This is a genomic window from uncultured Arcobacter sp. (genome assembly GCF_937982575.1).
Lineage (GTDB): Bacteria > Campylobacterota > Campylobacteria > Campylobacterales > Arcobacteraceae > Arcobacter.
Window position 1 is genome coordinate 149859 of sequence record NZ_CALJLR010000015.1, and the last position, 25951, is coordinate 175809.

The 25951-nt window shown below is 29.4% G+C and carries 34 protein-coding genes; 19 read left to right on the forward strand and 15 right to left on the reverse strand.

Annotated features, from left to right (window positions below; translation table 11 throughout):
- Position 1 precedes the first annotated feature (1 nt).
- The 11 genes from coxB to Q0617_RS10680 all read left to right on the forward strand — a co-directional run bounded on the left by coxB (position 2) and on the right by Q0617_RS10680 (position 10762).
- On the forward strand, positions 2–1276 hold the full coding sequence (gene coxB / locus Q0617_RS10630) for a cytochrome c oxidase subunit II (RefSeq protein ID WP_298753254.1): 1275 nt from the start codon (positions 2–4) through the stop codon (positions 1274–1276).
- 7 nt (positions 1277–1283) lie between these two features.
- Complete coding sequence (locus Q0617_RS10635) at positions 1284–2132, forward strand: UbiA family prenyltransferase (RefSeq protein WP_298753255.1); 849 nt, start codon at positions 1284–1286, stop codon at positions 2130–2132.
- A gap of 38 nt (positions 2133–2170) precedes the next feature.
- Complete coding sequence (locus tag Q0617_RS10640; RefSeq protein WP_298753256.1) at positions 2171–3880, forward strand: ABC transporter transmembrane domain-containing protein; 1710 nt, start codon at positions 2171–2173, stop codon at positions 3878–3880.
- 56 nt (positions 3881–3936) lie between these two features.
- Entirely contained in the window at positions 3937–4998 is a 1062-nt protein-coding gene (locus tag Q0617_RS10645; RefSeq protein ID WP_298753257.1) for a quinone-dependent dihydroorotate dehydrogenase, read from the forward strand.
- A gap of 70 nt (positions 4999–5068) precedes the next feature.
- Positions 5069–6349: a pitrilysin family protein gene (locus tag Q0617_RS10650; protein ID WP_298753258.1), complete on the forward strand. Its 1281-nt coding sequence runs from the start codon at positions 5069–5071 to the stop codon at positions 6347–6349.
- Complete coding sequence (locus tag Q0617_RS10655) at positions 6330–6794, forward strand: globin (RefSeq protein ID WP_298753259.1); 465 nt, start codon at positions 6330–6332, stop codon at positions 6792–6794. The genes Q0617_RS10650 and Q0617_RS10655 overlap by 20 nt, the downstream gene beginning before the upstream one ends.
- Before the next feature lie 9 nt (positions 6795–6803).
- On the forward strand, positions 6804–7691 hold the full coding sequence (dapA, locus tag Q0617_RS10660; RefSeq protein ID WP_298753260.1) for a 4-hydroxy-tetrahydrodipicolinate synthase: 888 nt from the start codon (positions 6804–6806) through the stop codon (positions 7689–7691).
- Entirely contained in the window at positions 7691–8470 is a 780-nt protein-coding gene (locus Q0617_RS10665) for an enoyl-ACP reductase (RefSeq protein ID WP_298753261.1), read from the forward strand. Before dapA ends, Q0617_RS10665 begins: the two co-directional genes overlap by 1 nt.
- Positions 8470–9012: a CDP-diacylglycerol--glycerol-3-phosphate 3-phosphatidyltransferase gene (gene pgsA / locus Q0617_RS10670; RefSeq protein WP_298753262.1), complete on the forward strand. Its 543-nt coding sequence runs from the start codon at positions 8470–8472 to the stop codon at positions 9010–9012. The genes Q0617_RS10665 and pgsA overlap by 1 nt, the downstream gene beginning before the upstream one ends.
- A gap of 8 nt (positions 9013–9020) precedes the next feature.
- Positions 9021–10073, forward strand: coding sequence for an RIP metalloprotease RseP (gene rseP, locus Q0617_RS10675; RefSeq protein ID WP_298753263.1), 1053 nt, complete (start codon positions 9021–9023; stop codon positions 10071–10073).
- Positions 10074–10081: 8 nt separating this feature from the next.
- Positions 10082–10762 carry a YggS family pyridoxal phosphate-dependent enzyme gene (locus tag Q0617_RS10680; protein WP_298753264.1) on the forward strand — a complete coding sequence of 227 codons (681 nt, stop codon included), beginning with the start codon at positions 10082–10084 and terminating at the stop codon, positions 10760–10762.
- Between the two features lie 17 nt (positions 10763–10779).
- On the opposite strand, the gene Q0617_RS10685 is transcribed toward Q0617_RS10680, so the two are convergent.
- From Q0617_RS10685 to Q0617_RS10710, 6 genes are all read right to left on the reverse strand, one after another.
- On the reverse strand, positions 10780–11313 hold the full coding sequence (locus tag Q0617_RS10685; protein WP_298753265.1) for a hypothetical protein: 534 nt from the start codon (positions 11311–11313) through the stop codon (positions 10780–10782).
- 81 nt (positions 11314–11394) lie between these two features.
- Positions 11395–12102 (reverse strand): divalent cation transporter, encoded by a 708-nt coding sequence (locus tag Q0617_RS10690; RefSeq protein ID WP_298753266.1) that lies wholly within the window; start codon positions 12100–12102, stop codon positions 11395–11397.
- A 1-nt stretch (position 12103) separates the two neighbouring features.
- Positions 12104–12895, reverse strand: coding sequence for an indole-3-glycerol phosphate synthase TrpC (gene trpC, locus Q0617_RS10695; RefSeq protein ID WP_298753267.1), 792 nt, complete (start codon positions 12893–12895; stop codon positions 12104–12106).
- Positions 12892–14145: a hypothetical protein gene (locus Q0617_RS10700; RefSeq protein WP_298753268.1), complete on the reverse strand. Its 1254-nt coding sequence runs from the start codon at positions 14143–14145 to the stop codon at positions 12892–12894. Before Q0617_RS10700 ends, trpC begins: the two co-directional genes overlap by 4 nt.
- Positions 14121–14504 (reverse strand): YkgJ family cysteine cluster protein, encoded by a 384-nt coding sequence (locus Q0617_RS10705; protein ID WP_298753269.1) that lies wholly within the window; start codon positions 14502–14504, stop codon positions 14121–14123. Before Q0617_RS10705 ends, Q0617_RS10700 begins: the two co-directional genes overlap by 25 nt.
- Positions 14501–15211: a methyltransferase gene (locus Q0617_RS10710; RefSeq protein ID WP_298753270.1), complete on the reverse strand. Its 711-nt coding sequence runs from the start codon at positions 15209–15211 to the stop codon at positions 14501–14503. Before Q0617_RS10710 ends, Q0617_RS10705 begins: the two co-directional genes overlap by 4 nt.
- 153 nt (positions 15212–15364) lie before the next feature.
- Here Q0617_RS10710 and Q0617_RS10715 point away from each other — a divergent pair, with 153 nt between their 5' ends.
- The 6 genes from Q0617_RS10715 to Q0617_RS10740 all read left to right on the forward strand — a co-directional run bounded on the left by Q0617_RS10715 (position 15365) and on the right by Q0617_RS10740 (position 18814).
- Positions 15365–15679: a 4Fe-4S dicluster domain-containing protein gene (locus Q0617_RS10715; RefSeq protein WP_298753271.1), complete on the forward strand. Its 315-nt coding sequence runs from the start codon at positions 15365–15367 to the stop codon at positions 15677–15679.
- A gap of 2 nt (positions 15680–15681) precedes the next feature.
- Entirely contained in the window at positions 15682–16812 is a 1131-nt protein-coding gene (locus Q0617_RS10720; RefSeq protein WP_298753272.1) for a 2-oxoglutarate synthase subunit alpha, read from the forward strand.
- 1 nt (position 16813) lies between these two features.
- The gene (locus tag Q0617_RS10725) at positions 16814–17647 is read left to right on the forward strand and encodes a 2-oxoglutarate ferredoxin oxidoreductase subunit beta (RefSeq protein ID WP_298753273.1); all 834 of its coding nucleotides are present in this window, start codon (positions 16814–16816) and stop codon (positions 17645–17647) included.
- Between the two features lie 9 nt (positions 17648–17656).
- Positions 17657–18214, forward strand: a complete 558-nt coding sequence (locus Q0617_RS10730; RefSeq protein WP_298753275.1) for a 2-oxoacid:acceptor oxidoreductase family protein — start codon at positions 17657–17659, stop codon at positions 18212–18214.
- 89 nt (positions 18215–18303) lie between these two features.
- Positions 18304–18537, forward strand: a complete 234-nt coding sequence (locus tag Q0617_RS10735) for a type II toxin-antitoxin system RelB/DinJ family antitoxin (protein WP_298753276.1) — start codon at positions 18304–18306, stop codon at positions 18535–18537.
- A gap of 4 nt (positions 18538–18541) precedes the next feature.
- Entirely contained in the window at positions 18542–18814 is a 273-nt protein-coding gene (locus Q0617_RS10740) for a type II toxin-antitoxin system YafQ family toxin (RefSeq protein WP_298753277.1), read from the forward strand.
- Positions 18815–18857: 43 nt separating this feature from the next.
- Here Q0617_RS10740 and Q0617_RS10745 read toward each other — a convergent pair whose 3' ends face one another.
- From Q0617_RS10745 to rpe, 5 genes are all read right to left on the reverse strand, one after another.
- A complete protein-coding gene (locus Q0617_RS10745) occupies positions 18858–19070 on the reverse strand; it encodes a hypothetical protein (RefSeq protein ID WP_298753278.1) in 213 nt (70 codons plus the stop codon).
- A 245-nt stretch (positions 19071–19315) separates the two neighbouring features.
- Positions 19316–19858: an HD domain-containing protein gene (locus tag Q0617_RS10750; protein ID WP_298753279.1), complete on the reverse strand. Its 543-nt coding sequence runs from the start codon at positions 19856–19858 to the stop codon at positions 19316–19318.
- Positions 19858–20679, reverse strand: a complete 822-nt coding sequence (locus Q0617_RS10755) for a 3'-5' exonuclease (protein WP_298753280.1) — start codon at positions 20677–20679, stop codon at positions 19858–19860. The genes Q0617_RS10750 and Q0617_RS10755 overlap by 1 nt, the downstream gene beginning before the upstream one ends.
- Positions 20669–21259 (reverse strand): phosphoribosylanthranilate isomerase, encoded by a 591-nt coding sequence (locus Q0617_RS10760; RefSeq protein WP_298753281.1) that lies wholly within the window; start codon positions 21257–21259, stop codon positions 20669–20671. Before Q0617_RS10760 ends, Q0617_RS10755 begins: the two co-directional genes overlap by 11 nt.
- 3 nt (positions 21260–21262) lie before the next feature.
- Positions 21263–21904: a ribulose-phosphate 3-epimerase gene (rpe, locus tag Q0617_RS10765; RefSeq protein ID WP_298753283.1), complete on the reverse strand. Its 642-nt coding sequence runs from the start codon at positions 21902–21904 to the stop codon at positions 21263–21265.
- Between the two features lie 99 nt (positions 21905–22003).
- Here rpe and Q0617_RS10770 point away from each other — a divergent pair, with 99 nt between their 5' ends.
- Both Q0617_RS10770 and Q0617_RS10775 read left to right on the forward strand, forming a co-directional pair.
- Positions 22004–22981: a phospholipase A gene (locus Q0617_RS10770; RefSeq protein WP_298753284.1), complete on the forward strand. Its 978-nt coding sequence runs from the start codon at positions 22004–22006 to the stop codon at positions 22979–22981.
- Between the two features lie 62 nt (positions 22982–23043).
- Positions 23044–23280, forward strand: a complete 237-nt coding sequence (locus Q0617_RS10775) for a hypothetical protein (RefSeq protein ID WP_013135959.1) — start codon at positions 23044–23046, stop codon at positions 23278–23280.
- Positions 23281–23327: 47 nt separating this feature from the next.
- Here Q0617_RS10775 and Q0617_RS10780 read toward each other — a convergent pair whose 3' ends face one another.
- From Q0617_RS10780 to Q0617_RS10795, 4 genes are read right to left on the reverse strand one after another with little or no spacing between them, the layout of a single operon-like run.
- Positions 23328–24362, reverse strand: coding sequence for a HAMP domain-containing sensor histidine kinase (locus Q0617_RS10780; protein WP_298753286.1), 1035 nt, complete (start codon positions 24360–24362; stop codon positions 23328–23330).
- On the reverse strand, positions 24349–24993 hold the full coding sequence (locus tag Q0617_RS10785; protein ID WP_298753287.1) for a response regulator transcription factor: 645 nt from the start codon (positions 24991–24993) through the stop codon (positions 24349–24351). Before Q0617_RS10785 ends, Q0617_RS10780 begins: the two co-directional genes overlap by 14 nt.
- Complete coding sequence (locus Q0617_RS10790; protein ID WP_298753288.1) at positions 24990–25247, reverse strand: hypothetical protein; 258 nt, start codon at positions 25245–25247, stop codon at positions 24990–24992. The genes Q0617_RS10785 and Q0617_RS10790 overlap by 4 nt, the downstream gene beginning before the upstream one ends.
- Positions 25247–25666, reverse strand: a complete 420-nt coding sequence (locus Q0617_RS10795; RefSeq protein ID WP_298753289.1) for a hypothetical protein — start codon at positions 25664–25666, stop codon at positions 25247–25249. The genes Q0617_RS10790 and Q0617_RS10795 overlap by 1 nt, the downstream gene beginning before the upstream one ends.
- Positions 25667–25951 lie beyond the last annotated feature (285 nt).

A 25951-nucleotide genomic window follows, 5' to 3' on the forward strand; every position in this document is an offset into this window, starting at 1 on the left:
TATGTTAGAAGGAATGGAAGGTGTTTCAACCTATGCAGTAGATGTGGATAGAGCCTTTTGGGTTGTAAATTTAATCACGCTTTTTCTTTTTATTGTAACTATAGGGGCAATGTTATATTTTGTATATAAATATAGAGCAAGTAAAAATCCTCCTGAAAATGCCAAAAATATCGAACATTATACCCCAATAGAGATAATTTGGACGGTTGTTCCAACTATTTTACTTGGAATTGTATTTTATTATGGATTAGATAGTTTAAGAGCTCAAAGAACAATGCCTAAAGATACTGATTCTATTGTTGTAAAAGTTATAGGACAAAGATGGTCTTGGAATTTTGAGTATGAAAATGGTAAAAAAAGTTCTTTTTTAATGATTCCTGTAAATAAAAATATAAAACTAAAAATGACTGCTCCTGTAAATGATGTTTTACATAGCTTCTATGTACCTGCATTTAGAGCAAAAGAAGATGTAGTTCCCGGACAAATAACACAGCTTTGGTTTAATATTAACAAAAAAGGTAAATATGACATAGAGTGTGCTGAATATTGTGGAATGAGGCACTCATATATGCACTCATATGTGGAAGTTGTAGATGAAGATAAATATAAGGATTGGTTAGATCCAAAAGTTGGAAAACAAGAAGATACAAAATCAAAAGGAGAAGAACTATTTTCTCAACATGCTTGTGTAGGATGTCACTCTATGGATGGAACGGTACTTGTTGGACCATCACTTAAAGATATTTATAATAAAAAAGTTACAGTAACAACTGATTCTGAAAAAAGAGAAATAATAAGGGATGACAACTATTTAAAAACTGCAATATTAGATGCAAATAAAGATATTGTAGAGGGCTTCAATCCAGATATGATGCCTACCTTTAAAGATGTAATAAGTGATGAGGATGTTAATGAATTAATTAAATACATCAAAGGTACAGCTGAAAATAATAATCAAGCCCCTAAAAAAGAAGAAAATAAAATTAGTGGAAAAGAATTAGTTCAAAATAATGGCTGTATTGGTTGTCACTCATTAGATGGAAGTAAAGTTGTAGGTCCAAGTTTTAAAGGTATTTATGGAAGAATAGAAAAAATCACTATCAATAATAGTTTAAAAGAGATAATTGTGGATGATGAGTATATTAAAAGCTCAATATTAAAACCAAATGATGCAATAGTTGAAGGGTATTATGCAGGAGTTATGCCTTCCTTTGAAAATATCTTAAATGATGACGAGATAAAAGCAATCATTGATTATTTAAAAACTATCAAATAGGAATACTATGTCTATAAACTTAAAAGATTTTTTAGTCTTAACAAAATTTAAATTGTCATTTGCAGTAACTCTTTCCTCTGTTTTCTCTTTTATTCTTGTAAGAGAGGAAATAAGTTTTGACATAATATATCCATTAATAGGAGTTTTACTTTTAGCACTTGGAGTTAGTGCCTTAAACCAATACCAAGAATACCTTGATGATGCAAAAATGGCAAGAACAAAAAATAGACCTATTGCATCTGGTAAAATCAGTCCAAGAGAAGGCTTAATTATCTCTTTAGGCTTAATTTTATTATCTTATATAACTATATTTTTTAGTCTAAATTATGTAGGTATAATAATTTTTACTAGTGTAATAATTTTATATAACTTTGTCTATACTAAAACAAAAAAAACAACTGTCTATGCAGCTGTTTATGGTGCAATTTTAGGGGTTATTCCTCCTCTTATTGGTTGGTTAGCTGGAGGTGGAGAAATTACTGATATTAGATTTTTGGCAATTGGACTATTTTATTTAGTTTGGCAAATACCCCATTTTTGGCTTCTTATATTAAAGTATCACAAACAGTACGAAAGTGCAGGCTTTAATACAGTTGCAAATACTTTTGGCGTACAAAGATTAGAAAGAATTACTTTTGTCTGGTTACTTTTGACAATAATTTGTGGACTATTTACAGTTGCATTATTTCCTATAAAATCAAATATTATATTTTTGCTTATTTTTCTACTAGTACTTTATACTTTATACTCTGTTTTTCAACTTAGAAAACAGCACAACTATTTAAAGGTTTTTATTGCTATAAACATCTATATAACACTACTTATGATCTTATTATCAATCAATATTTTGTTATGAAGTAATATTTGGATATAATCCTAATTTTTAGGAGAGATATGAAAGATTTTTTTAGACAATATATACCTTATTATAAAAATTATATTTTAAAATTTTTTTACGCTTTTATTGGTATGGCATTAGTTGCAGCAGGGACAAGTGGAAGTGCTTATGTTATCAAACCGCTACTTGATGAAATATTTATAGCAAAAGATGCTCATATGTTGCAGGTTCTTCCATTCATAGTTATAGCTTTATATTTTGCTAAAGGGTTTGGAGGGTATATTCAAGCATACTATATCTCATATATAGGACAAGATATTGTTAGAATAGTAAGAGATAAACTTTTAGCTCATGTTTTAACTTTAGATATTGATTTTTTTCAAAAAAGACATGGTGGAGAATTAATTTCTCGTATCACAAATGATATAAATAGAATTCAAACAGCAGTATCAAATCAAATTGCAGAATTTATTAGAGAAAGTTTAACAATCGTTGCCCTTGTTGGGGTTGTTATATATCAAAGTACAGAGTTGGCATTTTATGGCTTAGTTGTACTTCCAATGGCAATATACCCTTTAACTGTGTTAGCTAAAAAGATGAAAAAGCTATCTTTTAGATCTCAAGAATCAAATTCTGATATTACTACAAATTTAAGTGAAACATTTAATAATATAGAGATAATCAAAGCAAATTCGACTGAATTAATCGAAGCAAAGAAATTTGCAGCCCATAATAAAAACTTTTTTCATATAAATATAAAATCAGTCAAAACAAATGAACTTGTATCTCCCATAATGGAAACTTTAGGTTCAATTGCAGTTGCTGTAGTAATTGTTGTAGGTGGACATAAAGTTATTGGGGGAGAGTTAAGTGTTGGTTCATTTTTCTCTTTTATGACAGCACTATTTATGCTCTATACTCCAATAAAAAGATTATCAAGTCTATACAATAAAATGCAAGATGCCCTTGCAGCCAATGAAAGAGTTAATGAAATATTTAATACAAAAGCAACTATTCTAACAGGAAGTGACTCTTTTCCCACAAAAATAGAAGCAGTTGAGTTTAAAAATATCAAACTACAATATGATGGATTTACTGCTTTAGAAAATATTAATTTAAAAGCTTTAAGAGGTGAAAAGATAGCACTTGTTGGTGATAGTGGTGGTGGAAAATCTTCCTTAGTAAATTTGATTATCAGATTTTATGAAATAAGTGAAGGTGAAATACTTTTTAATGATAAATGTATAAAAAACATAAATATCAAATCACTTCGAGATCAAATTTCAATAGTAACCCAAAGGGTTTATATCTTCAATGATACCATCTCTGCAAATGTTGCCTATGGACAAGAAATTGATGAGGAAAGAGTAATTGAATCTCTTAAGCAAGCTCACGCATATAACTTTGTAATGTCACTTGAGAATGGGGTTCAAACAAAACTTGATGAGTTTGGAACAAACTTAAGTGGAGGTCAGAGACAAAGAATAGCAATAGCTAGAGCTTTATATAAAGACCCTCAAATATTGATTTTAGATGAAGCAACTTCAGCACTTGATAATGAGAGTGAATCAATAATTTCAGAAGTTATTGATGATGTTAGTAAAGATAGAATTACTTTTGTAATTGCACATAGATTAAGTACAATAAAAAGTGCTGATAAAATTGCAGTATTCAAAGGTGGTAAAATTGTTTGCCAAGGAACTGAATATGAGTTACTATCAAACTGCGACGAATATAAGAGACTTCATAATTTAGCAAATATTTAATAAAGAAATATTTACAAAGTTTTAGATAAAATACCAAAATATATAAAAGGAACGATTTGTTTAACTACAACACATTAAAAAAACTGTTATTTAATTTTGAACCAGAAACAGCACACAACATTGCCGAGTTTGGATTAACAAAATTACCTTATTGTAGAACACTTAATAATTATATGGTGAATAGAAATTTTATAATAGACCATAGATTATCTCAAGATATTTTAGGAATAAATTTTAAAAATCCTGTTGGTTTAGCAGCTGGATTTGATAAAAATGCAACTATGATAGAATCTATGATGGCTTTAGGTTTTGGTTTTACGGAAATTGGAACTATGACACCACGTGCACAAGATGGAAATCCAAAGCCACGAATGTTCAGATATCCAGAACAAAAAACAGTTCAAAATGCTATGGGATTTAATAACAAAGGTTCATATGATGTGGCTAAAAACCTTAGAAAAGTTTTTCCATATGTTATACCAGTTGGTGCTAATATTGGGAAAAATAAAACAACACCTGAAGATATGGCATTAAGTGATTATAAGGTTTTAATTAATAAGTTTAAAGATATTAGTGATTATATAGTGATAAATATATCTAGTCCAAATACACCAAATCTTAGGGACTTACAAAATGAAAAGTTTATCACTGAGCTTTTTTCTATGGCAAAAGAGCAAACAGATAAACCAATCTTTTTAAAAATTGCTCCTGATATGGAAGCTAAGGTTGCAATTGATTTATGTAAAACTGCTGTAAAAGCAGGAGCAGCTGGAATTATTGCTACAAATACAACTATTGATTATGATTTACTTCCAGGCTGTCAAAGCTTTGGAGGGCTAAGTGGTGCAATTCTATCACAGAAGTCATATGAACTTTTTAAAGAGATTGCCCATGAACTTTTTGGAAAAACAATTTTAATCTCAGTGGGTGGTATATCAACTCCTGAAGATGCATATAGAAGAATAAAAGCCGGAGCTTCATTAGTTCAAGTCTATTCAGGACTTATCTTTGAAGGCCCATCAATGGTAAAAAACATAAATGAAGGAATGTTAAAACTTCTTGAAGAAGATGGTTTTACAAATATAGCCCAAGCAGTTGGTGCTGATTTAAAAAAATAAAAAAGGATAAAAAGTGATAAAATTGATACTAATACAATTCTCACTTTTATTTATATTTGCAGGAGAATTAATGAGTAATAGTCTACCAAAATATTTTACAAAAACTTTAGACAATGGATTACAAATAGTAGCTATTCCTATGGATAATGGTTCAAATGTTGTATCTACTGATATCTTTTATAAAGTTGGAAGTAGAAATGAAGTTATGGGTAAAAGTGGTATAGCACACATGCTTGAACACCTAAATTTCAAATCAACTAAAAACCTAAAAGCTGGCGAATTCGATGAGATAGTAAAAGGATTTGGTGGAGTTAATAACGCTTCTACTTCATTTGACTATACGCACTATTACATAAAATCAAGTTCTAAAAACATGGGTAAATCTTTAAATCTTTTTGCTGACTTGATGGAAAACTTAACTTTAAAAGATAAAGAGTTTCAACCTGAACGTGATGTAGTTGCAGAAGAGAGACGTTGGAGAACAGATAATAATCCAATGGGATATTTACAATTTAGACTCTTCAATAATTCTTATATCTATCATCCTTATCATTGGACTCCAATTGGATTTATGAGTGATATTAAAACTTGGACAATAAAAGATATTAGAGATTTTCATAGCACTTATTATCAACCAAAAAATGCAATAGTAGTAATTGCTGGGGATATAAATAAAGATGATGTTTTTAAATTAGTTAAAAAACATTTTAAAGATATAAAAAATAAAAAAGATATTCCAACAACTGTTCACATGACTGAACCAAAAATTGATGGTGCAAAAAGAGCAATAGTTAAAAAAGATTCTCAAGTAGAGATGTTAGCTATGTCTTATCATATACCTAATTTTGAACATAAAGATCAAACAGCTCTATCAGCACTAAGTGAGCTTTTAAGTTCAGGAAAAAGTTCTATTTTACAAAAAATATTAGTTGATGAAAAAAGATTAGTAAACTCTATTTATGCATATAATATAGAACTAAAAGATCCAGGTCTTTTCTTATTTGTAGCCGTTTGTAACGAAGGTGTAGAAGCACAAGCTGTTGAAAAAGAGATTTTGAGTATAATTGATGAAATCAAAAAAGGGAAAATCCTAGAAGAAGATTTAGAAAAAATAAAAATCAATACAAAAGCTGATTTTATTTTTTCACTTGATAGTTCTAGTTCTGTTGCATCTTTATATGGGAGTTACTTTGTAAGAGATAATGTTAAACCTCTTTTTTCATATGAAGAAAATATACAAAAACTAAAACTAAAAGATATAGTCAAAGTTGCAAAAAAATATTTACAAGAAGATAACTCTACAACTTTAATTTTAAAAAAGGATGATAAAGATGGATTACAAGATAAGTAAAACAGAATTTGGTCAAAAACCTCATTTTGATTTACCAACACCTTTATTTTATCAAGAGTTAGGAGAAGATGGTTTAGTTAAACTATTTAATGATTTTTATGACTTGTTAGTTGATAGTGATATCTCTAACTTTTTTCCTCAAGATGAAGAAGAGTTAGCAAAAGTTAAATCTCACAATGTAAAGTTTTTTATTGAAGCTTGTGGTGGTCCAAAATATTATACTCAAGCAGTAGGTCACTTTGATATGATTAAGGCCCATGAGCCATTTTCAATTACAGAAAAAGCAAGAACTGAATGGCTAGGATGTATGCAACAAGTTTTAGCTAATGTAGATATTTCACAAGATGCAAAGAAAAGCTTTTGGAACTATCTAGAAACATTTTCAAAACATACGGTAAATGTTGACACAGGTCTAAAATTACCAGAAGATATAGTAAAAGTTTAAAGGAAAAGAATGAATATAATAACAGGTTCAATGACAGCATTAATTACCCCTTTCAAAAATGGGAAACTAGATACTAATTGCTATGAATATTTAATAAAAAGACAAATTGCACAAGGAATGGATGCAGTTGTTCCAGTAGGAACTACAGGAGAGAGTGCAACGCTATCGCATAGTGAACATAAAGAGTGTATAGAAATTGCAGTTGCAGTTTGTAAAGGAACTAATGTAAAAGTAATAGCTGGTGCTGGTTCAAATGCTACCCATGAAGCTTGTGATATAGCAAAACATGCACAAACTGTAGGAGCTGACGGAATATTATCTGTTGCACCATACTACAATAAACCTATGCAAGATGGACTTTATGAACACTACAAAGCAATAGCACAATCTGTTGAAATCCCAGTTATGCTTTATAACGTACCAGGACGAACTGGCGTTGATATTGAAGCAGATACAGCAATAAAACTTTTTGATGATATAAAAAATATCTATGCTATTAAAGAAGCAACGGGAAGTTTAGAGCGAGCAATTGAACTAAATGCAAAAAGAGCTGATTTTTGTGTAGTTTCAGGTGATGACCTTATTGATTTTCCAATGTTAGCAAATGGAGCAAAAGGAATCATTTCAGTAACTGCAAATTTACTTCCTAATTATAAAAGCAAATTAGTAAAATCTGTGTTTGAAGGTGATTATGAAACAGGTAGAACTATCAATAACGACCTTTATGCTTTAAATAAAATTATGTTTTGTGAAAACAATCCTATTCCAATTAAAGCTGCTATGTATTTAGCAGGATTAATAGATACTTTAGAGTATAGACTACCACTTACAAAACCAAGTGCTGAGAATATGAAAAAAATTGAAGATGTAATTAAAAACTATGAGGTAATAAAATAATGAGTAGCGAAATGAAGGGTAAAACACTAGTAATTTCTGGTGGAACAAAAGGTATAGGAAAAGAGTGTGTTTATAAATTTGCTAGCAATGGTATAAATGTTGCTTTTACATATAATTCAAACCAACAATTTGCAGAAGATATCTGTAAAGATGTTGAAGAAAAATTTGGTGTAAAATGTAAAGCATACCCTTTCAATATCCTAGAGCCAGAAAAATACAAAGAGCTGTTTTTAGAAATAGATAAAGATTTTGATAGAGTTGATTTCTTTATTTCAAACGCTATGATTTATGGTCGAGCTGTTGTTGGTGGATATGGTAAGTTTATGAAACTAAAACCTAGAGGATTAAATAATATCTATACTGCAACTGTAAATGCCTTTGTTTGTGGAGCACAACAAGCTGCTAAAAGAATGGAAAAAGTTGGTGGTGGAGCAATTGTTTCTTTATCTTCAACAGGAAACTTAGTATATATTGAAAACTATGCAGGTCATGGGACAAATAAAGCAGCAGTAGAAGCAATGGTAAGATATGCATCTACAGAACTTGGAGCTATGAATATTAGAGTAAATGCAGTATCAGGAGGTCCAATAGACACTGATGCACTTAAAGCATTTACAAACTATGAAGAAGTTAAACAAAAAACAGCTGAACTTTCTGCACTAAACAGAATTGGTCAACCAGAAGACTTGGCACAATCTTGTTATTTCTTATGTACTAATGATGCATCATGGATTACAGGTCATACTTTAATCGTTGATGGTGGGACAACTTTTAGATAATGTCAAAAGCACTAAATCTTCCAAATTTACTCGCTCTTTTAAGAATAGCATTAGCTCCGCTAATGCTTTGGTTTTTAGTTGATAGAGATTCAAGCTTCTTTTCTGCTTGGCACCCTAGCTGGCTTGACTATTTTGCTGGACTAATTTTTGTCATAGCTTCTGTTACAGATTTCTTTGATGGGTTTATTGCACGTTCTTGGAATCAAATAACAAAACTAGGTGGAATATTAGATCCTCTTGCAGATAAGATGCTTATGCTTGCGGGTTTTTTAGGTCTTATGGTAATAGATAGAGCCTCAGCTTGGGCTGTATTTTTGATACTTTCTCGTGAATTTTTTATCACAGGACTTAGAGTTGTTGCAGTAGCTGAAGGCAAAAATGTTGCCTCTACAATGGCAGGGAAAATAAAAACTGTAATTCAAATGGTTGCAATAGGTTTTTTGATTATGAATTGGCCTTTTGCAACTGAACTTTTGTGGTTAGCAGTAATTTTAACAATATATTCAGGATATGAATATATAAGAGACTATTTTAAAAACTAAGGATATTTTTGGGTACTATAACTTTTTTACTGGTTCTTTCTTTTTTAGTCTTCTTCCATGAACTAGGACATTTTTTAGCAGCACGTTATTTTGGGATAAAAGTTGAAGTATTTTCTATTGGTTTTGGAAAAAAACTTTTTTCTAAATATTGGATGGGAACAAACTGGCAATTTGCACTAATACCACTTGGTGGATATGTAAAAATGAAAGGTCAAGATGATACAAAACCTGGCTTAGTAGAAGCTGGAAATGATTCATACAACAACAAAAAACCTTGGCAAAGAATTATTATACTTTTTGCAGGTCCCTTTGCTAACTTCATCCTTGCGGCAATTTTATATTTTACAATTGCTCTACTCGGAGCAAATGCCTTAAGTCCAACTATTGGACAAGTTGTAGTTGACTCTCCTGCCCATAAGGCTGGACTAAAAGTAAATGATGAGATTTTAAGAATAAATAATACAGATGTTAAGCAGTGGAAAGATATTGGTAAACAAATTATAAATTCACAAGGTGCATTAAAATTTTATATTAAAAGAGATGGAGTAATACTTAGTAAAGTAATAAGACCTCATATTAGTGATAGTGAAAATATTTTTAAAGAAAAAATCAAAAAAAGAATGATAGGTATTGCACCAGCTCCAAAAGTTGTAACCTTAAATATGACGCCTATTGAGTCTTTAGTTTTTGCCTATGACACAACAATAGAATCATCAAAAATGATTTTTAAAGGTGTTCAAAAACTAATTCAAGGGGTAATTCCTAGTAGTGAAGTTGGTGGAGTTATAACAATAGGAAAAGTAATCTCAGATGCAAGTCAATCAAGTATTATTGCACTTTTAACAATTACTGCACTAATTTCAGTAAATTTGGGAGTTTTAAATCTTCTTCCAATACCAGCTCTTGATGGTGGACATATTATGTTTAACCTTTATGAAATCATTACAAGAAGAAAGCCTAGTGATAAAGCATTTTTATACTTAACTGTTGCAGGATGGGTAATCCTTGCTTCACTTATGCTTTTAGGTATCTACAATGATATCAACAGATTATTAAAGTAGGAGAATAGATGTTAACAAAAGAGTTAGCTGTAGAAAATTTAGACAAAGTTATAGAAAAAGTTGAAGCAGCAAGACTTCAAGTTTCACATCACCATATAGTAAAAATAATAGCTATTAGTAAATATAGCCAAGCAGATGAAGTGGCAACACTATATAATGCAGGGCAAAGAGCATATGGGGAAAATAAAGTTCAAGATTTAAAAGAAAAAATGGAGATACTTGAAGAGTTACCTTTAGAGTGGCACTTTGTAGGAAGACTTCAGAAAAATAAGATAAACAATCTTATTGACTTAAATCCAACACTAATTCAATCAATTGACTCACTTGATTTGGCAATTGAATTAAATAAAAAACTTGAAGCAAAAAATAAAAAAATAAATGCCCTTCTTCAAATTAACTCAGCATATGAGGAATCAAAAGCTGGTGTTATGCCAGAAGAGGCAATTGAAGTTTATAAAAATATAATTGAATCTTGCCCAAATATTAGTTTAAAAGGTGTAATGAGTATAGGTGCGCATGTTGAAGATGAAGATACTATAAAAAAATCTTTTGAAACAACTAAAAAAATCTTTGATGAACTTCAACCCTTAGGTGCAAAATATTGTTCTATGGGTATGAGCGGTGATTTTGAGTTAGCTATTACATGTGGTTCAAATATGATTCGAGTAGGTTCAAGTCTATTTAAATAGACTTTTCCTAAATTTATTTATATACTTAAAAACGATTTAACCACACACTCTATTCTATTTTCTATATCACTTCCATCTTGTTTCATATAATCAGTTTGTATTTTATAAACTATTTTTTCATTTAATTTAAACTCAAAAAGTAAATATCCCGCATATAGTTTCGCTTTTGGATTTTTTTTCTTATTATCATCTTTATCATTCTCATAAATATAATAATCTATTACAAGCTTTTCATCGGTTTTTATTATGTCAGTTATAGGGATATTTCTTTTTAAAATATCATCTGCTAAGTTAGCATTTAAATTGTTTTTTAAAACAGTTGGCATAAAAACAGAGTAGATAATATTTGATTTGATAATATAGTTTTTAGACGTAAATAGTTTTTGTACTTTAGCTATATTTGTTTTATCATAAATGGACTCAAAGGTTACTGTTTGCTGTTGGCAAACAACTCTTTTTGATTTTATACTTTTTTTATTTAAATTTGAATAGATACCATATGAAAAAAATAGAATTACTCCAATAAGAATAACTAATAAAATTCTATTCAAAAAAAACCTTTATATAGTAATTTGTAAAAGATTATATTGAATAAATCATAAAATAAATGTTAAAAATTACATAAGATTTTCTTATACTATTGCTTCACCTAACATACCAACAATAAAACCAAAATTTACCCCAAGGGCAATAAGTCTTCTTTTTTTATATTGCAACAGTGGTGCAATATCTTGGAAAATAATATACATTATACCACCTGCTGAAAAAAGCATCAAAGAAGATGTGATTTCTATTCTTTCATCTAAGAAAAAATACCCTGACAAGGAAAAGAATAGTCCCACAAAACTTAAAATAAACAGCAGTTTTAGTGACTTTTTTGTTGAGTGATTTAATCTTTTTAATTCAATATATGAATTAAAAGATTCAGGCAAATTTTGTAAAGCAATAAAAATAGAAAGTAAGATTCCAGTTTTATGGTCATAAACAAAAACAGCTCCAAGAGCTATTGATTCGGGTATAAAGTCCAACAACATAGCTATTACTTGTGGTAATTTGTATCTATTTTTTTCAACAAATTTATCAAAATAATAAAAACTCACTCCTCCCAATATAAAAAGAGTACAGCTTAGTAAAATAGAGATTTCTACCATGCCTTTTGGAACAAGTACAAAGGCAATAGCTGAAAGCATAATACCAGTTGCAAAAGCTATTAGATAATGAATCGTCATCTCTTTTAGCTCTTTGTTATGTACCCTATTTTCAAAATACCAAGAAATCAAACCTCCAATAAATACGGTAGACCCTGATAATAATGAAAATAGAATAATTTCAAAAAACATTTTAGTTTAGTGAGTTTTTGAACTTCTTCAACTCTTCTTCTATACTTGGAACTCTCATAAAGTGTTCACCTATTAGAAAAGCATCTGCTCCTATTTGGCTTAAGTGTTTTATTATTTCAGTATTGCTTACTCCACTTTCTGCAACTATGATTTTGCCATTTGGAATCATTGGTATTAATTTTTCACAAAGGGTCATATCCATTTCCATTGTTTCTAGATTTCTATGGTTGATTCCTACGATATGTGCTCCACATTTCATAGCTTTTGTTAAATCTTCTTTATCATGTACTTCTACTAATACTTCTAATCCTAAATGAAGAGCATATTCATATAACTCTTTTAAATCTTTAGTTGATAAGCTTTTTGCAATAAGAAGTATAAAATCAGCTCCATAAACTAAAGCTTCTACGATTTGATATTTATCCAAAATAAAATCTTTTCTAAGAAGTGGTGTTGGAACATATCTTCTTATTTGTGTAAGATACTCCAAATTTCCTTGGAAATAGTGAGGTTCTGTTAGTACAGAAATTGCATTTGCTCCAGTGTTTGAGTACTCTTGTGCTATCTTAAGTGGATCAAAATCCTCTTTTATAATTCCCTTACTAGGACTTGCTCTTTTAACTTCAGCAATGATTCTAATTGGTTCTTCTTTAGTTGATGTAAGATAAGGCTTAACATCCCTTGGTGCATATGGGTTAGAACTTAAACTTCTTCCAAGTAATTCAAGTGGCAAATCTTTTTTTCTTTTTTCCACATCTTCTAAAGTTCTTCTGTTTATCTCATCTAAAATCATTTTTTACTACACTCCTTAATTTTCTTCCAATGAAGTTTAATCTCACTTTCGTTTAGACCAACTTCATCAACAACTCTCTTCATAGATTTATAAGCCTCTGCACAATTTCCTAACTTATAATTAGCCCAAGCCTTTGAATCTAAATATGCTATATTGTTAGGTGCTTTTTCTAAGGCACTTTCAACATACTCTAAACCCTTTTTAACATCAATATCATAGTCAATTAACAAATATCCTAAATAGTTCTGATATACATGACTATCTAGTACTGTTAATACATCATTGAACTTTTTAATAACATTATTTAAGACTTTTTTCTTATTTTCTGCTGTTTCAAACTCTAAAATTGCTATTTGTGCTAGAAAATCTATATTGCCATCTTCCCTATAGAGTTTACGAACTAATTTCAAAGCTTTTAGGGGTTGATTTGTTCTTTTATATAAATTGACTAATTTTACATTATCGATTTTTTCTTTTTCTAAAAAAGAGATGGCTTCATTGATATCTTTTTTTTCTATGTATGTTATTAAAAGTTTATATGTTTTGTTTGCCATATCTTTATTTCCAGCATCTCTATTAGCTTGATATGACCTTTTTAATACTGATATAATACCATCTATATTATTTTGCTCTTGATAAATAGATACTAGCTTTGAACAGACAATTGAATCACATCCATAAAGTCTAACATGAGTCTCAAGATATGCTAAAGCTTCAGCTTTTCTGTTTAAATATGCATATAAAATATTTACTAAATTGAAAAGTGTATTTGAGTTATTGTTCATTGAGTATGAAGTTTCAAAATATGAAGCAGCTTTTGTATACTCTTTTTTTACAAAATAAACATTTGCCAAAACTTCATAATTTAGTGCAGTTTTGTATTTGCTTAAAAGTTCTTGTGCAACACTTAATGCTTTATCTGTCTTATTTAAGTTAAGCAAAGAAACACAGTATATTCTAGTTATTAGTTCCTGTTCATCTATATCTTTTTTTAAATGACTTGGTACTTTTTTAACTATATCTTGAAAGTTTCCTGTTGCAAGAGATGCTCTTAAATACTTTATAAAATACTCATAGTTTTGTGTGTTCTCAAATAATTTTTCATATAAAGCTCTTGCTTCATTTGTTTTGTCTTGTTTCTCATACTCTAAAGCATATAAAATATATAAATCTTCATTGAAGTTTGCTTCTTTTGCAAATAAAGAAGAAATAAATATAAATATAACTAAATATCTTTTATAGCAGGACACTCTTCTTTTACCTCTTTAACTCTATTTTTAAAATAATCCCAAAAAGGGAAAGTTCTGCACTGTTTTGGTCTAGCTTCATAAACAGAACACTGTTTTTTTTCTAAATCAAAAAATATGCATGCATAATTATCTTCTGATAATTTTTTCTCATTTATAGAATAGTTATACCCTATTCTTCTTAAGTAATTGTGTAGCAAATCTTCTAATTCTATATTTAGATGTTTGGCTAACTCTTCACATTCACTTTTAGCTATCCAAATATAACCGCTCTCACCTATACAGCAATTACCTTCACAAGTATCACATGCTTTTGGATTGAAGCCATAGGTAAAACCATCTTGTTTTATTATTTCATTCATATTTCAACTTTTATACTATGAGTTGACGATACCTTATAAATATCTTGAACCTCATTTGTAAAATCTTCCCCATCAAAAACGATGAGTGGACTTAAAATTTTCATCAAAGATTTTGAATTTTTTCTTGCATATATTAAAACCAAAGTGGCATCTTTTCCCAGCTTTGGATGTACAAACTGTATTGACTCTATATTAAATTTAAACTCATTTAAAGTTAATATAATATCATTTAACTGCTTAACATCATAACAGAAGAAAAACTTACCATTTTGATTTAATATTTTTGATGTTTTTGATATAAAATCAACCAAAGGCATAGAGTCATTATATCTTGCAATCTTTATATTTTCATTTTCACTTTTTACTACACTACTATGATAAAAAGGAGGGTTTGATACACATATATCAAATAATTTATCAAAACTTATATCTTGATATTTCCCTTTATATATTTTTGAGTCTATTTTATTGTTTTTTGAGTTTATTTTACTTAGCTCTTGAAACTTCTCTTGCAGTTCACATTGATTGAGGTTTAACTTTGCATTATCTCTAGCAACAAGAAGGCCAAGTATTCCACTTCCACTGCCTATATCTAAAAGTTCACCTTTTATATTTTTAAAGATTTTTAAATTAGTATTTATAAAATGATGCAAAAAATGAGTATCACTGTTATAGCAATATCCATCATGGGGTTGATATAGAAGCAAAAATAGCCTTTTTATTTTTTGATATTGTACTAAAAACTCTCTAATAATGATTTGAAACTACTATTTTAATTTATATAAAGATTTAGTCTTTATTAGATATTATTTTTAAATACAATTTAATATTTTTATTTAATAAAAATAAAAGGAGATAAAATGACAATAATGGAAACTCCAATAAATACTCCAGTTTGGGTAGATGCAAAAAGGTGTAAAGCCTGTGATATCTGTGCATCTTTGTGTCCAGCAGGAGTTATAGCTATGGATTACGACTCTACATCAACTCTTGGTTCAATGGTAAGAATTATTTCAAAAGAATCATGTATTGGCTGTGGTGAGTGTGAACTTGCCTGTCCTGACTTTGCTATTTCGGTAGCAAGTAAAGATGATTATAAATTCTCAAAACTTACAGAAGAAGCAAAACAGAGAGCACGAATACTAAAAGAAAACAATTTCAGAATCAAGGAATAATAATGTCAAGAGAAATTATAAGTACTGGAAATGAACTTTCAGCAATTGCATCAGTTGATGCAGGTTGTGAGTTCTTTTCTGGATATCCAATTACTCCCTCAAGTGAAGTTATGCATGTAATATCTGATTTGCTTCCAGCATCAGGTGGTGCTGCTATTCAAATGGAAGATGAGATTGCAGGAATTTGTGCAGCCTTAGGTGCATCAATGAGTGGTAAAAGATCACTTACAGCTACAAGTGGTCCAGGGATTTCACTTAAAGCTGAAAATATTGGTCTTGGTTTTATTGCAGAAGTTCCCCTTGTAATTGTAAATGTTATGAGAGGAGGACCATCAACTGGACTTCCTACACGTGTAGCACAAGGTGATATCTTACAAGCTAAAAATCCTACACATGGAGATTATAACTCTATTACTTTATGTGCAGGAAATTTAGCTGAGTGTTATACAGAAACAGTTCGAGCTTTTAATTTAGCAGATAGATTTATGCAACCAGTTTTTGTACTACTTGACGAAACAATAGGACATATGAGTGGAAAAGCAGTTCTACCAACTCTTGAAGAGGTAAAAAAAGGAATTGTTCCAAGAAAAGTCTTTGAAGGTGACCCAAGTGAATATGAACCTTATAATGTAGCAGATGACCAACCAGCTGTTTTAAATCCTATGTTTAAAGGTTACAAATATCACTACACTGGACTTCATCATGACTTTAATGGACATCCAACAGAAGATGAAACTATGTGTGAAAATCTAATAGAGAGACTATTTAGAAAAGTAGATGCACACCTTGATGAAATAGAATCATATGAAGAGTATGAACTTGAAGATGCTGATATTATGATTATCGCTTATGGTTCTTTATCTCTTTCTGCAAAAGAAGCAGTTAATAGACTAAGAGAAGAAGGTGTAAAAGTTGGACTTTTTAGACCAATAACACTTTGGCCAAGTCCTGCTAAAAAGATAAAAGAGTTATGTGATAAGTTTGAAAAAGTATTAGTTTGTGAGCTAAATCTTGGGCAATATATTCAAGAGATTCAAAGAGTAAGTGGAAGATTAGATTTTGAAACAATGTTTAAAGCAAATGGTAGACCAATAGCACCACTTGAAATAGTAAAAAAAATCAAAGGAATGTAAGATGGCTTTTAATTATGATAAATATTTACGAATAAATAAAATGCCAACTTTATGGTGTTGGGGTTGTGGAGATGGTGTTATTTTAAAAGCCCTACTTAGAGCTATCGATGGGCTTGGTTGGGATATGAATGATGTATGTGTAGTATCTGGAATTGGTTGTTCTGGAAGATTTTCTTCATATATGAACTGCAATACAGTTCATACTACTCATGGAAGAGCAATAGCCTATGCCACAGGTATCAAAATGGCAAACCCAGACAAACATGTTATTTGTGTAACTGGAGATGGAGATGGTCTTGCAATTGGGGGGAATCATACAATTCATGGATGTAGAAGAAATATAGATATAAATCATATAGTTGTAAATAACTTCATATATGGTTTAACAAACTCACAAACAAGTCCAACAACTCCACAGGGAATGTGGACTGTTACTATGAAAAGAGGAAATATTGACCCTACTTTTGACCCTTGTAATTTAGCAATCGCAGCGGGTGCATCTTTTGTAGCTAGAGAGAGTGTAAACGAACCTAAAAAATTAGAGAGACTTTTTACAAAAGGTTTAAATCATAATGGATATGCTTTTTTTGATATTTTTTCAAACTGTCATATAAACCTAGGAAGAAAAAACAAAATGAACTCTGCAATGGAAAATCTTAATTGGATAGATGAAATTACAGTTGCAAAAAATAAATTTGAAAAACTAAGTGATGAAGAAAAAGTTGGCAAATTTCCAACTGGCATTTTAAAACAAGATGAAGAAGCAAAAGAGTACACAGACCAGTATGAAAAAGTAAAAACTGCACATAAAAACAAAACAGCTGTAGTGTTATAAGGAAAGATAATGAGTAAGATTTTGATGAGATTTACAGGTGTCGGTGGTCAAGGTGTTTTACTAGCAGGTGCAATCTTTGCAGCAGCAAAAATCAATGCAGGTGGATATGGTCTAAAAACAGCCACATATACCTCACAAGTAAGAGGAGGAGCAACTGTTGTTGATATAACACTAGATGATAAAGAAATCCTTTACCCATATGCAAATGATGGAGAGATAGACTTTATGTTATCAGTTGCCCAAGTTTCATATGACCAGTTTAAAGAGGGTGTAAAAGAAGGTGGAGTAATTGTAGTAGAACCAAACCTAGTAAAACCCACAGATGAAGATAAAAAAAGATGGAAAATCTATGAAATCCCAATCATAACAATAGCAAAAGAAGAAGTAGGAAATGTAATCACCCAATCAGTCCTAGCTTTAGCTATTGCTAACTATATGACAGGTGAAAGTGTAGACAATAATACCTTGCGAGAAACCATGCTCTCAAAAGTACCAGCAAAAGTACATGAGATAAACAACAAAGCCTTTGATTTAGGTTTGGAGTATGCTAGACAGGTTTCTGGCTAATATTTTATTAAAGCTTATCATTTGCAATAGGCTCATTACTTATTGACTTTGTAGCTCATTTGTGCTACACTCAATAAAAAGGATTATAAATGCTTAATGCAACAGTAAGAGCTAGAGTAGATAGCCAATTAAAAGAAGAAACAGAATCAATATTTAAAAGTTTAGGTCTGAATACTTCTCAAGCGATTGTTATGTTTTTAAATATGGTAAAACTAAACAATGGTATTCCATTTGAGATAAAAATTCCAAATAAAGATACATTAAAAGCAATGAAAGAAGCAAAAGAGTTTAAAGGAGATGAAATTTCTCTAAAAGATTTATAAAATAATGTATAAACTATTTAGAACAAAACAATTTGTAAAAGATTATGATAAAACTAAGTTATCAGATAAACACTATGAAAAGTATATAAAATTTGTTTCTTCATTACTTGAAAATAAAAAGCTTCCTGATGAAGCTTTAGACCATGACCTTATTGGTAATTATAAAGGTTTTAGAGAATGCCATATTAGTGGAGATATGCTCTTAGTATATATAATAGATGATGGTTATGTTAAACTAACAAGAATAGGCACTCACAGTCAGTTATTTAAGAATTAAAAAAGATGCCTGTCCCCCTTTATTCATGACCCCGATGTCTATGTTATATAGATATACCTATTTTTGCTAATAAATCTTTAAATTTCATAGGTTTATATTTATGATAAATTAAAGCAAAAAAAATTCCAATTATAACTAAACCTGGATTAGTATCAACTCCAAATAAATTAAATATACTACCAAAAGCTAAAATAAAAAAAATCCATAGTATTATTAAGCTCAAATAAGCAACAAAATATTGTAAATATTTAATCATTTTATTTTCCTCTTTTATTATTGATAAAGGGAGGCAGGTACAATTAATAAATAACGTCACTTACACTCTCCAAGATAAACAATAAATTACTTTATTGTTTTATAAAAACTTTATCTAAAAATATCTAAAAACTCTGATTTTTGTTCAAATCAAGGCAGACAAAATATTAATAAAGGAGCTTACTAAAGTAAGTGAGTGTAATTAATATTGCAGTCGAACGCAGAGTTGGGCAAAAAGCTGAGTTTTTATTTTATGTAGGTTCGGTAGATGTTTATCTTATCTTCCAATCTCTTTGACAAAAACGGATTAGCATTTTTCAAACAACTAAGTATAAACTTCGATTCTTGAAAATAACTATATATTTTCTCATTATCCCAAGATGCTGGTGGCTTTTGTAGGTTTGAAATTCTATCTGCTAATTTTACACATTGTACTGCATAATTTTGAGTTAGAAGTCTATTTATACTATCAGCCATTTGCTGTTTTTTAGACTCTATATTTGGATCTTTTGATAAGGCTTCAACTCCACTTGCAATCTCATCCCCAAACTCTTCAATTAGTTCACTAATAGTTACATTTGTATCTTCTAATACATCATGAAGTAGAGCAACTGATATTGCAAAGTCTGCATCTTCTATTTTTACATTGCCTTGCTCACAAGCATGCATCATCTCCATTGCTACTGCTGTAAGATGAGTAAGATAAGGTAAGCCATGTGGTGTTTTTTGCTCACCGTGTACCTTTGCTGCATAGTTTAGTGCTTTTAGGTATTTTTCTTGTGAAAACATTACTTTTCCTTTTCTTTATTTTTTTGTTTATGTTTATTGTTAATTATATTATCTGATTTTGAAAAAGCTATTAAATCTTCAGCTGTGATAATTTTTTCAGATAACTTTGATATAGACTCTTTTAAAATATAACTTGTACTTAAGGCATCACTATAAGCTCTATGTTGAGTATCTATATTTATATGCAATAAATCCTTTAAAAAATCCAATCCATATCTTTGTGCCTCAATTGTTCTTTTTGCTAAATCAATAGTACAAAGTTTTCTATTTTGCAGTTCACCTAAATTGTACTTTTTAAAAGACTCAGAGATAAATCTATAATCAAACTTAATATCGTGTGCAACAAAAACATCATCTTCTAAAAATATTTTAAACTCTTCAAGTACAGTTTTTAAGACCGGTGCATCTTTTAACATAGAGGGAGTTATATTTGTCACTTCTTGGATATATGGCGGTACATCTTTTGCGTAAACAAGGGATTCATAGCTATCTATTATCTGCCCATTTTTAAGTTTAACTGCCCCTATTTCTATGACTTGCCCATTTTTTACATTACTTCCATTTGTCTCAATATCCACTATACAAAAAACTTGTTCAGATAAAGAGTTTATGTTTGTTTTTAAAAAGACTTTATCATTTATTATTTCTAAGGGTAAACCATTTGATAGAAGAAGTTCAAGTTCTAAAAAAGCATCATCAAAAAATGTATTTTTAAGTGATTCAATTAAGCTAAGCAACTCATCTAAAGTAGATAATCCTTTTTTTATTTTTGATACAATAATATCACTGTTTGAAGGTACGATTTGTTTCTTAGATTTCATGGGCAACTTTTATAAAGTCTATCATTTTTTGTCTGTCTTTTTTACCTTTACTTTGTTCTACTCCACTGCTAACATCAACACCATAAAAACCAAAACCTTTTAACTCACTCAAGTTTTCAGTTTTTAATCCACCAGCAATAATTATTTTAGAACAATCAACACCCTCAAACCAATCAAGAGCTATACGCTTGCCCTCTCCACCAAAACCTGGAACAAAAGCATCTACTAACATAAAGTTCTCTTCTAAGTCTTCTAAGTCCTCTTTTGAAGCTACTCTTTCAACTTTTACATGTTTTATTTCTAGATTATCAAACTCTGTGGTATCTTCATCATCAATTATTTGTGCCAATTGCATATGGGCAACTTTACAAATATCATTTATGTGTTTTGATGACTCATTTACAAAAAGCCCTACTGTTTGTATAAAAGGAGGAAGTTGCTCAACTATTTTTTTAGCATCAATGGGTCTAATATATCTAGGACTTGGCTCATAAAATACAAATCCTAAAGCATCTGCTCCTGCATTAATAGCATCAATAGCATCTTCTAAATTTGTAATACCACAAATCTTTACTCGCATAACTTATACCTGAAGGCTTTTTATAGCTTTAGAATAGTCATCTTGAGAGAAGACAAAAGAACCTGCAACAACCACATCAACACCAGCAGCTTTTAGTTCATGAATATTTTTATCGTTTACTCCACCATCTACTTCAATAAGGCAGTTTGGGTTTCTTTTATTTATAAGCTCTTTTAGTTTTTTACTCTTTTCAACAACACTTTTAATAAATTTTTGTCCACCAAAACCTGGATTAACTGACATTAGTAAAACCATATCTAAATCTTCTAGTAAGTATTCGATTGACTCAGGAGTTGAGTGAGGATTTAGTACAATTGCTGGTTTTATTCCATAATCTCTTATTTTTTGGATAAGTCTATGTGGATGTTTTTCACTCTCTATATGAAATGAGATATATTCAGGTTTTAAAGGTGCAAATAAATCCACAAAAAAAGTATTGTTTTCTACCATTAAATGTACATCAAGAGGTTTAGTTGCTATTTTTGCAACAGGGTTTACAACAACAGGTCCTAGTGTCATATTTGGTACAAAATGACCATCCATAACGTCCACATGAATCAAATCACAGCCACCATCACAGATAGCTTTTATCTCTTCATTTAATTTCCCAAAATCAGCTGATAGTATCGAAGGAGCAACTAACATAAAAATACCTTTTTCTTTAATTGTGGCGATTATATCATTTTATAGTTTTATTTTACTTTTTATGCTAATATTGTGCCAACTTATTTAAGGCTTATGTAAATGAAACAACTTCTACTATCTATTTTTTTAATCTCAGCAATATTTGCAAATGAAAATTTGGATGAACTCTATGCAAAAGCTAAAAAATTTGAAGATGAACACAACTATAAAGAGGCTATGCTTATATATAAACAAATAGCAAAGTCTGAAACTAATGATAAAATTACTTTTATAGATGAAGACAAAGAAGCAGAAGTAAAAGCTACAAAAAAGGTTTTAGATACAATTGAAGATAAAGAGACAAGAAACACTTTATCTCAAATATTAGCCTCTTCTTTTGACCTATATCCATACAATGAAAACTATCTTCTACCTTTTTCATATAGTTCAAAACTTGATGATGGAAGAAAAGATTTTGAAACAGTATTTCAACTAAGTGTTAAAAAGCCTATTTCTTATAACTTTTTTGGTTTAAAAGAGAGTATAAACTTCGCATATACTCAAAAGTCTTGGTGGCAACTATATTCTGAATCATCACCTTTTAGAGAGACAAATTATAAGCCTGAAGTTTTTGTTATGATTCCATATGGTAAAAAAAACAAAACCTCTTTAAAAGCCTTAAAGTTTGGATTTTTACATGAATCAAATGGCCAAGCCCAAGCAAAATCTAGATCATGGAACCGATTATATGCCCAAAGTTATTTTCAATTTTCAAGTCTATTTTTCAGCCCAAGAATTTGGTATAGAATACCAGATGGACAAAATGATGATAATCCAGATATAGAAGACTATCTTGGATATGGGGATTTAACTTTTGATTTACCATATAAAAAACACACTTTTAAATTACTGCTTAGAAATAATCTAAAATTTGATGATTCAAATAAAGGTTTTGCAGAACTTAGCTGGACTTTCCCTTTACTAAACTCAAAAAATACTTTTGGATATGTTCAAGTATCAAGTGGTTATGGGGATAGTTTAATTGATTATAATGAAGAAATAAATCGAATAAGCTTTGGAATTAGCCTTTCAAGATAAAACTTACACTTAACTAACACTTTCTTCATATACTTTCACATCTTTAAAAAAAGGAGTGAAATATGAAGTTAGGTAAACAAATAGCAATTTTTGCAATATTAGGGGCAACGGGATTATTCGCTGCTGGAATTAATGATGTAAATGTATTAGTAGATAAAATCAATACAGCTACTAATTTAAATGAAAGAAGCCAACTATTGAAGAAACTTGATGCAAAGCTTTCATCAATGGGGCAAGAAGACCTTATTACCGCTCAGCAAATTATTAATACTAAACTAAAAATATCTAAAGTTCTTTAAGTAGTAAAAATCATCTTTGAATTTTTCAAAGGTGATTTTTACTCAAGCTATTTAAAAGTAAGCTCTATCTTTGTACCCTTATCAATCACACTAGTTATACTAATATTTATATCCAAAATATCACAAAGCTGTTTTACAATACTCATGCCAATACCAAGTCCGGTCTCATTCTCTTTATAATATCTTTGAAATACTTTTTTAACATTTTTTATACCAATACCACTATCTTCTATAATAAGTTTTTGTTCACTTGCACTAATATTTACTTCACCATTTTTTTTATTATATTTACAAGCATTTGTTAAAAGATTATCGATAATACGTTCCATTGCATTTTTATTGCTTTTTATGAAAACATTTTGCATATTTTTATTAAATTTGATTTTAGGATATAACTTTTGTAAAATTTCAATCTTTTCATCTACCAATTTACTAAGAGATACTTCTTCAGTTTTTGATATCTGTTTAGGAGTTATTAGTTCTAGATTTTTATAAAGAGAAGATATAGTTTTAGCACTTAACTCTATTCTTTCAGTCTCTTCAAAATCTCCACGTCTTTTTAATAATTTTGAATTTAACAAAATAGAAGTTGCAGGGGTATTTAAATCATGAATTAAATCTTTTAGAAAATCTTCTAAAAGATGAAGTGCTTCTTTCATTGGTCGCAGAGAATATAGGGCAAAACCAACAGAGATAAAAAGTAGAAAAAAGAAGATTACAACTGAAAACTTAAAAATATCTACTAGAAAATCATAATAAACTTTTTCATACTTCTTTTTGTCATAAATTACTTTTAAAAGATATGGACCTGTTGAGGGTATTTGAAAATAAGCGCAAAGTCCCTCTTTGCAATGATAGATTTTAAAAAGTTGTTTTTCTTTATTATCCTCAACAATATCAAGGCTAAACGTATCACCTTTAAAATCAAAAGTATAATCTTTCATTTGATATAAAATATTTTGTTCTATATCTTTAACTTTATCACTGTGATACATATATAAAACTATACTTGCAAGTATAAATAAAGGAATAAAAAAAAGAGAAATAGTAGTAATTAAAGACTTTTTTTCATAGTTTTTCAAGTTTGTATCCTACACCTTTTATATTTGAAATATCTAAATCTAAAAGCTTTTTTAATTTACTAATTAAAACACGAAGTGCTGGTTCACTAGGCTTATTCATATAATCAAAAAAAGTAGATTTGTTTACAGTCATACCAATATTTCTTATAAGAAGTGAAAAGACTTCTTTTTCTACACTTCCCAAGGGCACTTCAATATCATCTTTTAATACCCTACTTTCTAGTAAATCAAATGTAATATTTTTGTATTGAAGAACAGGATTTTTCCGTTTTAAAGTTGCTTGAATACGAGCTAACAACTCATCTAAATCAAAAGGCTTTTTTATATAATCATCACAACCATAGTCAAACCCCTTTAGGGTAGATTTTATGTCAATTAGTGCTGTTATGAAAAAAGTAGGTGTATTATCATCTGCTTGACGCAAAAGCTTTAAGGTCTCCATTCCATCAAGCAAAGGTACATTTATATCAAATAAATAAAGATCATATTTATTATCATATGTATACTCAATAACCTCTTCTCCATCAGATACTAATGTAACATCATAATTTTCTTGTTCTAAAATTTGCACCATAGTTTGGGCTAAAATTGTATCATCTTCTAAAAGTAAGATTTTTATTTTTTTATTCATTTATCAAGTACTTTATCATCAAAAAGTTTAATTGGCACTTTCTGTTTTGCTTTTATTATGGCATTTGATTCTTCTCTAGCTTTTTTATTTTTTTTTGCTAAGGCCACTTTTAATTTTTCTATTAATTGCTTTTTTTCTTGGGGTGTTGAAGCTTGATTAACTTTTTCTAGAAGAGTTTCCACTACTTTTTCTTTAGCAAATAATTGCAAAGTCATAGAAAAGATAAATATAATTATTAAACTTTTTAATCTCACTATTTAACCTTTTGTTTTTCTAAAGTCTCTATACTATTTTTTAACTTTTCGAAAGGATGTATATAAAAGCTTTTTAGACTGCAATTTCCTTTTTTTGATAAGTTGTAATTAGCATCATAAGACTCTTTTGCAGCATTTATATTTTTTGCAAAAATTGTTGAAGATTTACTCTCTATTAAAAAAAGCTGTGCTTTTGCACCTACTGTATCATTTTTTGAAAAGTAGCCTTTTTCAAACTCTTCTTGTATATATGTAGAGGCATAATCCATAGCTTTTTTATATTTATTACAATTTTTATCTCTAATAATCTCTTTTGAAGACTCACTCTTTTTTTCACCTATAGAAAAATCTTTTTGGCTACACCCAATTAGTGTTATTGAAAGAGCTGTTATAAAACATACTTGCAATAGTTTATACATCTATATTTTTCCTTTTACAATAAAACAGCGTTCATATTTGTATTTTTTATTTATTCCCTATTACTATTAGATTTATATGGGAAAATACTTAATAATTATAATGGAATATAAAACCTAAATATCACTACAAACTCCACTATTAAGGCCTGTATTATAATAGAATATTCATTAAACATCAAGACAATTTTTTTGCCAATAAAGAATCTTTGATTAAAAAATTTGAACTAATATTTAACTTACACTTTATTTATATACTTCCACACATAAAAAATCAAGGAGATATAA